This window comes from Limnospira sp. PMC 1279.21 (genome assembly GCF_032349615.1).
Lineage (GTDB): Bacteria > Cyanobacteriota > Cyanobacteriia > Cyanobacteriales > Microcoleaceae > Limnospira > Limnospira fusiformis.
Genome location: NZ_JARPLU010000002.1, coordinates 72,556 through 83,198, shown reverse-complemented (window position 1 = coordinate 83,198; position 10,643 = coordinate 72,556). Strand labels below are relative to the sequence as shown.

Sequence of the window (10,643 nt, the reverse complement as noted above, 5' to 3'; positions counted from 1 at the left end):
TTGGGATTCATATAACCTCTATGGTGCGTCATCCCCAAATTATCGGGTTGGGATTTCTATAACCTCTATGGTGCGTCATCCCCAAATTATCGGGTTGGGATTCATATAACCTCTATGGTGCGTCATCCCCAAATTATCGGGTTGGGATTCATATAGCCTGGGTATGACGCACCCTACGGGGAATTTAGCTTAACGGTAATTGGGAGTTTGAATATTCCTTAACCGTGCTTCGGGGCGTTTAAATCGATCCATTTGCGCCTCAAAAAAGGCTCTGTTGGCTTCTAGGTGGCGGGGGTTGGGGTCATCAAGGGGATATAGTAAAGCAGTCCTTAGAGCCTGAATAACGGCTGATGTGACGCAATACATGGAACGCTGAAAAGTGTTAGCCAACTGAATCAACATATCATCCTCACCTCGGCAATATTTCTGGTAATAATCCACCAAGTAGGGGGGTAAGAAGTGATACATATCCTGCATTAATAAAGTCGGTGGTATTCCAGCGGTACCAACTGGGAAAATATCGGCGTAAAGAATACCATAATGAAAATCCTTCTGGTCATCAGGAACTTCTTTAGCTTGGGCGTTGTAGGACTTAGTACCCCGGAAAGGTGCGGTGCGATAAAAAACGGCTTCTACATAGGGTAAGGCGGCTTCATAGAGCCACATAAAACCCTTGGATTTGGGGACGATTTCATAACATTCGCCATCAATATAAACATGATGATAAATAGGGCGACCTGCGATCGCAAAAATGCCATTAACCAGGAAATTCATCGCCTCGGGTACGGTGGTCATTGTCCCCTCATCATAGCGATCGCTCATTTCAAAAAATACGGGAGCCATAACTTCCCAAAATAGCCCTAAATTGCTATAATAGGAAAGTTGCCTGACCTGTTCTAAGAACATATCGGGGAACAGTTTATATAAACCCAGCATGACCGGATTTTTGCGGAAATAAGCGCGGATAGCGCGGTCAGCATTGGCTTTATATTCGTCTGTGTCTAAATAACTGTCAAATCTGCCGCCCATTTCTCGATGCCAAAACATGGCTTGCATACAGGCTTCGGCGAACTCCATATTAACGCGATCGTGCCATAAATGATGGAGGAGTTTGGGCATTTTTCGGGTTTCCCCTTTCTGCATAAATGCCAATAATTCCGGGTGAGCGATCGCTTCTCCGCGCCAAATCCTTAAATCGGCATCATCCCCGGCATAATGGTTATGCAGGTCTAAATATTCCTGGGGTAAAAAGTATTTAAAAAACGGCAACGGATTGAGGAACACCCGTTCAGCAATATACAACAAATCGCGCCAATAGAAATCCATAGGGACGGCATAAGCCTTATAAATGCCGATAATTTGCATCAAATTTTCGGGTGTATCGGGTAGCATAGCGCCTCCCGCCTCTAAGCGATGAATAATCTCCGCAAACTCATGTTGAGAGGGCGGTAATTTAGTGGGGGTTTTTTCTGCTTGCATGAAACTGGTTGTCATAATCAACAGTAATTAAGTGAACTGCGGGGAAAACATCATAAACTCGAAGGATTTTCGGGTTGAATTGCTACCTGTTGCACGGGATGAATACTTAACTCGATCGCCATTTGTTTGGCTGTAGGTTCACACCAGCGTAATAACCAACTAGGTTGCACGCCTAGGAACAGAATTAACAGGGCTAAAATCAAAGCTGGTGCTTGTTCAGAAAAGGAAACTTGGGGATAATAGGCTAACTCATTGTCTAGCTTACCAAAACAAGTGCGGTTCAGCAAAATGACAAAATAAACAGCGGTTAAACCAGAGGCAATAATACAGAGTAAACTCTGAATGGGGAAAACGGCAAAAGTTCCTTGAAAAACCAGAAATTCTGCCACAAATCCCACCAAGCCAGGAATACCCGCACTCGCCATTCCTGCCATAATTAATAAGGCGCTGGTGAGAGGTAGACCACGAAGGGGGTTCATTAAGCCATTTAAGAGTTTTAAATCCCTAGTTCCCACTTTGACTTCAACTATGCCAACTAAGTGGAATAGAATAGCTAAAATCAACCCATGGGCGACCATTTGGGAAATAGCGCCAATCAGACTAACTTCAGTTCCCGCAGCCATAGCGACAATAATATAACCCATGTGACCGATGGAACTATAGGCAACCATGCGCTTGATATCTTGTTGGGAAATAGCGGTTAAAGCCCCATACATGACGCTAAAGACGGCGACAATGGATAATCCGGGGGCGATGATTTGCCAGGTTTCTGGGAATAGTTGTAAGCCAAATCTAATTAATCCATAGGTTCCCAGTTTTGCTAATAGACCTCCCAGTAAAATGGTGACGGGGGCGGAAGATTCTACATAAGCATCAGGTAGCCAGGTATGGAGGGGGACTAGAGGGATTTTAATCCCAAATCCAATTAGGAGAATGGTCATCAAAAGCAGTTGGCTAATTGATGATAAATTCTGAGTATTAATGGCATTAAAATCAAAACTTCCTGACCCACTTAACCAAGCTATCCCTAGGAAACCTGCCAAAATTAAAATTCCTGAGATGGCGGTATAAATGAGGAACTTCATCGCTGCATAGCCGCGTTTTTCGCCGCCCCAAATGCTAATTAATAGATAAATGGGGATGAGTTCCAATTCATAAAACAGCACAAACAGCAGGAGATTTTGGGAGAGAAAAGCACCAGCGATCGCCGCATTTACTAACAAAATCATGGAGTAGTAAAGACGGGGGCGATTCATGTCGGGGCGACTACTGGCGATCGCCATAGGGGTCAAAATGGCGCTTAACCCTACCAGAGGTAAAGATAAGCCATCCATTGCCAAACTATAGGATAACCCTAATTGGGGAATCCAGGGCAGATATTCTTCCCACTGAAAACCGGGATTATCTAGGTCGAAATCTAGGGTTAATTTCAGGGTCAACAGCCCGGTTACTGCCATGAAAGCTAGGGCGATCGAGCGAATCCGTTGGGAGGTAAAGGAAGAGGGTAGCAAGCCGATTAACAGGCTACCAACTAGGGGAATTGCAATTAACAAACTAAGCATGATTGAGCATTTTTGAGGGAGTTAGAACAAACCAAGGGATAACAAACTTAACAGGAGAGTAATGCCTATCACAATAGTGAGGGCATAAAATTGAGTTTGTCCCGAAACGTTATATTTGAGGCTTTGTCCACTAAAGACTGTGGCTAGACCGACTAAATTCACGAAGCCATCGACAATAAATCTATCTATCCAATCAATAATTTTGGAGATGAGGGCGACAGCGGAAATGATGGTCAATCGATACAGTTTAGCGGTATAGAAATCGTAGGCGAAAAAGTCCTGAACTGATGGAGACCATAATTTAACGGGTTTCTCAATGCCGTTAAATACATAAATCCAGGTAGCTAGTCCACCACCGATCGCACTAGAAGCCACGAGTAATGTGGCTATAGTTAGGTTAATATTTTCCCAACTGGGTAGGACTCCCCAAGCCTTCAACAACAGGGGAATATGTAGACACAAACCCATTAAAACGGTCATCGGTAGCACTAAAGCCCAGAGTCCCTCCGGTGATCTAATAGTCATCTGTTTAGGAGGTCCCGCAAAAATCAAGCCCAACTCACGGGTGAGACTAAAAGCAGTTAAAGCGTTGATTACCAATAGGGTAATGGCGATCGCCGGTTGACTTATCCACAGATTTTGTGTCAACTCCAACATCGTCCAAAAGCCACCAAAAGGCGGCACGGCGACCAAAGCGATAATCCCGACAATAAAACAAATACCCGAAATGGGGCGGCGCGACCACAGCCCCCCATATTGAGTCAAATCTTGGGTAATATTATTGAGGATAATTCCGCCGCTGGTCATGACTAATAATGCCATAGCCATGGAGTAGGTCAACAGGAGTAATAACGCCGCCTGAGTTTGTCCATTGACTACAGCAATAAAAGTTATCCCCATATAGGAACTAACCGAATAGGAAATCGCCCGTTTGACATCAATTTGAGCAATAGCGATCGCACTTGCACCCACAGCGGTAGCCAAACCGATAAACACTGCTACAGACACCGCCACCGGAGACAGGGAAATCACCGGAAACACCTTAATTAATACCCAAGCCCCGCAACAGACAACTACCGCATTTCGTAGGATGGTACTAGGAAGGGGGCCTTCCATAGCTTCATCAAGCCATAAATGCAGAGGAAACTGGGCGCACTTACCCAAAGGACCCGCCAACAAAGCCAACCCTAACAGAGTCGCAACAGTAGGGTTAACCGTTGCAGTTTCCGCCCATGTTGCTAATTCGGAAAAATTCCAAGTTCCCGCCATGGGATACAGGGAAACCACCCCCATCAACAGGAATAAATCCCCCACCCGTTTAGTCAGAAACGCATCTCGCGCCCCAGTTACCACTAGGGACTGATTAAACCAGAAACCCACCAATAGATAAGTTCCCAGAGTGAGAATTTCCAAAATGATATAACTGAAAAACAGGGAATTGCACAATACCAGGGTGGCGAGTCCGGCTTCAAATAATGCCATTAGACAATAAAACCTCGCCCAACCCCAATCCATTTCCAGATAGCCGACAGCGTAAACTTGGGCTAGGAAATTCAGCCCAGTAATTACCAAAGTAGCGCCGATAGTTGTGACTGAGACTTCTAAGGGAATCGAAAAATCCAGATCCGCCACCTGTAGCCAGGGAATAACCATCTCATAGCCAGGTTGACCCCACATTCCGCCCAAGGCGATTAAGCCATGTACAAAAGCCATCAGGGTCATCAGGATATTTATATATCCTGCGGGTCTCGGTCCAGTTTTGCGGATAATTCCCGGAGACCAGGGAATTGATAGTAGCGTCCCCAAAAAGGGATAGCAGGGAATCCACCAAATGTTTTGCAGGAAAAATTCAGTCATAACTGAAAGATTGGGATAAATTGCTAAAATCCGTTCTCCACTATAAGGGAGATTTTATTTTCTCTTTAGATTTGCTATAGATTATAATCTATGATGTGTAGGTCAATTATCATCTGCTTGAGAAATTTGCAACCAATATGCTAATCTCAGCTTATCAATAAGGCTGTAAACTCCTGATAGCTTGGTTTTGACGGGTTTTTCATGATTGAAGATTTGATGTCCCATCCCTCGGTTACAGTGACGGTTAAACTATTCGCGGCTTTTCAGGAAGCCTATGGAGTCCCTGAGTTGGTATTGCAACTCGCACCCGAAACTCCTGTATCTCATATCCTTGATGTAGCGATTAGCGAATATCCCCAATTGCAACAATGGCGGGATTTAACCCGGTTTGGGGTTAACCTGGAGTTTGTCAATCCAGACACCTACCTAAAAGACGGAGATGAGGTGGTTTTAATTCCTCCCGTCAGTGGTGGCTGCTAAGAGTCTCTCGATAAATGACGATAAAATCTCGGAGGCGGTGGCTATTCCTACGCCGTAGCAGGACCGCCGCCGCCAAGGAATTACTGGTAAATGTCCCTTGGGGGCGTTTAGGTTAAAGATTAGTTCATCATAATATTTCCAACTACCCTCTCGCCATCCAATGCGATCGCAAAATTTACTATAATCTGATTCTACAGTTTCCCAGATTTGCTGTTGAATTGTTAACCCAAACAATCCACTACTATAATAATCCCATAAATAATCAATTGTCCGTAAATCGGTGAGGGGAAAATTCTCAATATCTTCCACATTTAACCATCCCATTTGTTCCCTTCCGGTCAGATATAAGATAATCTGCCAAGTATACTCATCAGCAGTTTTCCACTCTCCGGCTGCCAATAATTCCATTAATCCTGTATAGTCCATACCCACCTCAGACATGGGGGGATTTTCGGCTTGATTATCTTCTAACCAGATCCGCATTTTTGACAGGGTTTCTGTCACCTGTTCAGGGTTAATGGTTTCGATATGATAGAGAACCCAATCTAGTTGATTTCTCAGATTCTCTCGCTCAATTTTCGCTGCTGTCAGTTCGGACTCAATGGCATTTATTCTGGGTAACAAATCCGCTACCGTCACCCGCTTTTTCTTGCGTTTTCCCTGCAAACTATCTAGGTTTTTCCATGTTTCTATCGCCCAACCTAGTTGTTCTGGATGAATTTCGGTTAACTCTAAATTCCAGTTACAAACCTCACAATTTCTCGGAATATTTTGCAAATATTTATATCCACAAACCGGACATATAAACATATTATAATTTCCGGGATTTAATTATCCATTATCCATGGTCAATTATCAAATTCCCCGCCTATCTCTCTGGGGAGACATAGGGGGGAAAAGAGATTAGCTTTTCGCGTAAACGGAACCCGGATTACGCCAGGAAACCTTGGGTAGAATTTCATTTTTGTCTACCCGATGTTTGTATTTAATGGCGAAATTCAGCAAAGAATCCAAGAGGGAATCCGAGAGATAATGAGGCTGCAAACCGAGGTCTAACAGATTAGTGTTTTTAGCATTGAAATAATGGTCTTCCAATTCAACCCGAGGATTTTCGATATTCTGAATCTCCACATCGAACCCCAGGGTCACACCTGCCTTTTTAACCATCATCGCCAGGTCGCCAACGCTAAACATTTCGGTAAATTGGTTAAACACGCGGAAATGACCAGGTTCAGCGGGATTAGCGATCGCCAACTCAACACATCGCACGGTATCGCGGATATCCAGGAAAGCCCTAGTTTGTCCTCCCTTACCATAAACCGTCAGGGGGTGATTAATGGCAGCCTGAATACAGAAACGATTTAAAGCCGTCCCAAAAATCCCATCATAATCCAGACGGTTGATCAACAACTCATCCATTCCCGTCTCTTCGGTGAGAACCCCATAAACCACACCCTGGTTTAAATCGGTAGCCCTCAGACCCCATATTTTACAAGCAAAGTGGATATTATGGCTGTCATGAACCTTAGAAAGGTGATAGAAACTTCCGGGCTGTTTCGGATACGGGACAGTATCCTTACGGCCATTATGCTCAATGGTAATATAGCCCTCTTCGATATCAATATTGGGTGTACCATATTCACCCATAGTCCCCAACTTGACCAAATGTGCATCAGGGAATTCTTCCCGCATAGCATACAGGATATTCAAATTCCCCATTACATTATTGCTTTGGGTGAGAACTGCGTGTTCACGATCTATCATTGAAAAGGGAGCCGATCGCTGTTCACCAAAATGAACAATAGAATCTGGCTGAAACTCCCGCAAGCTATTGATCAGAAAACTATAGTTATTGATATCGCCCATAAACAGGTCAATAGACTTACCCGTTAAATCGCGCCAGCGCTGAATCCTTTGTTGAATAGGGGCTATGGGTGTCAAGGTCTCAATACCTAGCTGTTGATCCCAGTGTCGCCGCACCAAGTTATCCAGAATACCCACTTCATACCCACGGTTGGAAAGATACAGCGCCGTCGCCCAACCGCAGTAGCCGTCACCACCAGTAACCAGAACTCTCATAAACTTTCAGTGAAATTTTGTATTTGTTGATACTTAGGTTAATTTATCAGCAATTGGTCCCCCTATAAACCATTATTGCCCTAACTTCACCTCATCAGCAAAACTCGCCCAGCGCACAAACTCAAAAGGTCCAGCTACCGCGCCCCAGATATGCTCATCGGTTTCTGGGTCCATACCACGATCATGGCTAATAAAGCGATCGCCGTCTATCTCAAAACTACTATCCAAATAAGTCAGTTTCCCCTTCCGTTCTACCATACAGCTTTTCCCGGGTTCCACGACTCCCTTAAATCCCTTTCCCGTCCAGTGGGTGATAAAAGTACAGCCGCACCGTTTGTTCAGTTGTTCCGGCTTTAAGGCTTTCAGGCGCGAGACTTCCCTAGAAGCCCCAAAAAACTCCTCTTGACCATCAATCTCATAATTCTCGATTTCGATATGATCATCTACAGCGATTAATTTCAGCACCCGCACCCGGTAAGGCTGTTTCAGGTTAATATCATAGGCCTGTTCCAGATACAAACTCAACCCATTGAGCAGTTCCCACGGTAATGGACGCATACAGACCCGAATATGAGCGAAAAATGGCGGATTTTCAAAGGCTTGGGCTTGGTTGCTGAAGTCCGCAGCCAACCAACGCCCTAGGGTCAGAATATCTGTAGCGTGTGTCATAATAGCGCCAATAAATATGATTTCCTAACAATTCTTTCTCGATTCTGTAGGATACAACAATTGGGTACACAGTTCTAGGCGGCACCAAGCTGGATCACCATGGGGGCGCAGTAGCACCCCCAACGCCAATGATTGACTAAATTGCCCATCATCGATTATCCCTTAATTCCGGTCAGGCGAAAAATCAATAAACCGGGAGGGTTATCTTTAATGACGACTAAACTCTGTCCACCGTCAGGAAGCCGGGGTCCCAAAGTCATACCAGTAACTTGGGCATTAACTCCTAATTCTGGGAGGTTTAAAAGCAGTTGTTTTCGCAAAGGTTGAACTTTGGTTAATTTACCGCGTAAACTGGCAATGCGGGAGGTATCTGTTGCGTCTCCACTAAAAACTTGATAAATTCCGGCACCGATACCACTTGCCGATCGCTCTAAACTCAGAAATGAACCTCCCCGGTTTAGAGCCACCAGTCCGGCTAACTCCCTTCCCTGGGCATCTTCATCAAAATTATACAGATTTTCCGACACTAAAAACGAAGCGCGATCGGCTATCACATAATGCAATATTCGCACTTTCCCCGCACCGCTATCTATATCCTGCTTTAGTGGTGCGTATGGTGCGACAAACAACCTAAATGGGTCCATCCCACCCGCACTAAAACCATCAGGCGCTATGGCTAGAGACTTTATGCCTAACTCGGGTTGTAAGCCTTGGGGGGGTTTGGTCTCATCCTCATTCAATACATAGCTGCGAGGTAGTGGGACGGTATTTTTTAGGTCCCCCGTTTCTAGGTCATATTCCCCAATGTGGGAGTTATCTGTGGCGATAAACAGCGACTTGCGCGGGGAAAAGGCTATGCTGCGCGCTTCCCTAGGGCGATCGCTTAATTTGATGCTCTCCTCTATCGTAATTTTGCCAGGAACTGGCGACTTGTTACCGTCAGCAAACTCCCACCCTAGGGTATATAATTCTGTCGGGTCGCTTTCGCCTTCGGACTCTCCTAGGCCATAGAAGCGAATACCACTGTCGGTGGGTTCACCATATCCGGTAATCTCATAGGTCAAATCTGACAGCCTTTGAGACTCTGGTAGTTCGTACTCACCCACAAACTCTAGGGATAAATCTAAGAACATCCGGTTCGCGGCTGATACCTGTGGCAGGCTACATGATGTCAGCAATATCGCCACAGACAGGGTGATTACAGCCATAACGGTTCGTATAGCCACGGGGATAGGCAATCTACCATGTTCTACCCTGAATTTATCAGAATTTTCTAAATGTGTCAAGATTAAATCACTCCTAGCCACTAATTCCTAATATGAAGTTAACAGATTTTCCCGATTTTAACTATCCTTAGAATCTCTGATCATCTCTCAATTATTACCCCGCCATCGTTCCACAATTCCTATGGCTCTCTCTCACTCGGACCGAGTTAGACACGCACAGATTTAGGCTTGACAAATTCGGCGACTTGACCTATACTTGTATTGTGGGAAAATGTGGCGGCATATATATGCTAATTTCTACATAATAGCCAGCCTGGAGAGCGATCGCTTCTGGCGGAAATGTTGTCTGTCTCTCACGGCTACAGGGTTAGACACAGCCACACAAACACTCAACGATTAAACATGAAATTAACTAGGGTTTTGGGCTTGACAAACTCGGCGACTTGACCTATACTTGTATCATGGGAAAATGTGGCGGCATATATATGGTGATTTTAACTATACCGACCATAACGAGCGATCGCGCCTTTTGTACTCTGACGATTATGCAGCCAAGCCCACATTTGGTCACCATAGGAAAAATGCCACCATTCATGTAAGTGTTGTAGGAACCCAGTCCGGGTCATGACCTGCTTTAAGATTTGTCGATTTCGATGATATTCTAGTTCGGTAGGATCGGAACTTTCGGCAAAATAATCTGGTTGAGACCGAGGAGAAATCTCATCAATATCAGAACCCATATTAAGCGCACTGACCGTCACGATATCAAATAAAGTAACATCGACAGCAGCCCCAGTGCTATGGGGGGGAGGGGTAGCAGGGTCATGGCTAGGAATAGCCCAAAATTTATAAACTTCCTCCCACAATTGTTGTCGCTGTTGTTCGGATAGCAATTCTAGGGTTAATCCTGTGGCTTTAAGTTGTTGTTGAAAAGCATGATCAACCATAAACTGTTGTACTTCAATGGGTCGATAAGCATCAAAAACCAAAATCCGCAAATGGGGATATTCAGCTTGTAAATATTGGTTAGCGGTAATTAAGCGATCGCCAACATTCTCTCGCAGGTAATAGGGGGAACTAACGGGAGAGAGTTGATAAGGCGCACCCAATTTATGATAGGGGTGAGGAGACTCAAAAATAAACAATTCTGCGGGAATGGGAATCAATAATTCCCCACAATCTTGAATCGGAATTTTTTGATAAGGTTTGTCAGTAGATGTCATAGATTAATGTACCAAAAAAAACTCAGCCCCCCCCATATACCCTATCATTTTATTAAGGGTAAGTGGCT

The 10,643-nt window shown here is 44.7% G+C and carries 10 protein-coding genes; 2 read left to right on the top strand and 8 right to left on the bottom strand.

The genetic code is table 11. The annotated features are described in order from the left end of the window. Positions 1 to 189: 189 nt before the first annotated feature. From P5683_RS00775 to P5683_RS00765, 3 genes are read right to left on the bottom strand one after another with little or no spacing between them, the layout of a single operon-like run. Complete coding sequence (locus P5683_RS00775) at positions 190 to 1,494, bottom strand: CO2 hydration protein (RefSeq protein ID WP_006668301.1); 1,305 nt, start codon at positions 1,492 to 1,494, stop codon at positions 190 to 192. Between the two features lie 35 nt (positions 1,495 to 1,529). Beyond that, positions 1,530 to 3,041 carry an NADH-quinone oxidoreductase subunit M gene (locus P5683_RS00770; protein ID WP_006668300.1) on the bottom strand — a complete coding sequence of 504 codons (1,512 nt, stop codon included), beginning with the start codon at positions 3,039 to 3,041 and terminating at the stop codon, positions 1,530 to 1,532. Positions 3,042 to 3,062: 21 nt separating this feature from the next. Next, complete coding sequence (locus P5683_RS00765) at positions 3,063 to 4,898, bottom strand: NAD(P)H-quinone oxidoreductase subunit F (protein WP_006622990.1); 1,836 nt, start codon at positions 4,896 to 4,898, stop codon at positions 3,063 to 3,065. A gap of 201 nt (positions 4,899 to 5,099) precedes the next feature. Here P5683_RS00765 and P5683_RS00760 point away from each other — a divergent pair, with 201 nt between their 5' ends. After that, positions 5,100 to 5,378: a MoaD/ThiS family protein gene (locus P5683_RS00760; protein ID WP_006622988.1), complete on the top strand. Its 279-nt coding sequence runs from the start codon at positions 5,100 to 5,102 to the stop codon at positions 5,376 to 5,378. Here P5683_RS00760 and P5683_RS00755 read toward each other — a convergent pair. From P5683_RS00755 to P5683_RS00740, 4 genes are all read right to left on the bottom strand, one after another. Continuing rightward, a complete protein-coding gene (locus P5683_RS00755) occupies positions 5,349 to 6,188 on the bottom strand; it encodes a GUN4 domain-containing protein (RefSeq protein ID WP_315638542.1) in 840 nt (279 codons plus the stop codon). The two genes, P5683_RS00760 and P5683_RS00755, sit on opposite strands and share 30 nt — an antisense overlap. A gap of 93 nt (positions 6,189 to 6,281) precedes the next feature. After that, a complete protein-coding gene (locus tag P5683_RS00750; RefSeq protein WP_006622986.1) occupies positions 6,282 to 7,457 on the bottom strand; it encodes an NAD-dependent epimerase/dehydratase family protein in 1,176 nt (391 codons plus the stop codon). Between the two features lie 72 nt (positions 7,458 to 7,529). Then, positions 7,530 to 8,126 (bottom strand): chromophore lyase CpcT/CpeT, encoded by a 597-nt coding sequence (locus P5683_RS00745; protein ID WP_006622985.1) that lies wholly within the window; start codon positions 8,124 to 8,126, stop codon positions 7,530 to 7,532. Between the two features lie 155 nt (positions 8,127 to 8,281). Next, complete coding sequence (locus P5683_RS00740; protein ID WP_006622984.1) at positions 8,282 to 9,412, bottom strand: esterase-like activity of phytase family protein; 1,131 nt, start codon at positions 9,410 to 9,412, stop codon at positions 8,282 to 8,284. A 211-nt stretch (positions 9,413 to 9,623) separates the two neighbouring features. On the opposite strand from P5683_RS00740, the gene P5683_RS00735 reads away from it, so the two are divergent. After that, positions 9,624 to 9,752, top strand: a complete 129-nt coding sequence (locus P5683_RS00735) for a hypothetical protein (protein WP_260378635.1) — start codon at positions 9,624 to 9,626, stop codon at positions 9,750 to 9,752. Positions 9,753 to 9,846: 94 nt separating this feature from the next. On the opposite strand, the gene P5683_RS00730 is transcribed toward P5683_RS00735, so the two are convergent. Next, complete coding sequence (locus P5683_RS00730; protein WP_315638544.1) at positions 9,847 to 10,575, bottom strand: M15 family metallopeptidase; 729 nt, start codon at positions 10,573 to 10,575, stop codon at positions 9,847 to 9,849. Positions 10,576 to 10,643 lie beyond the last annotated feature (68 nt).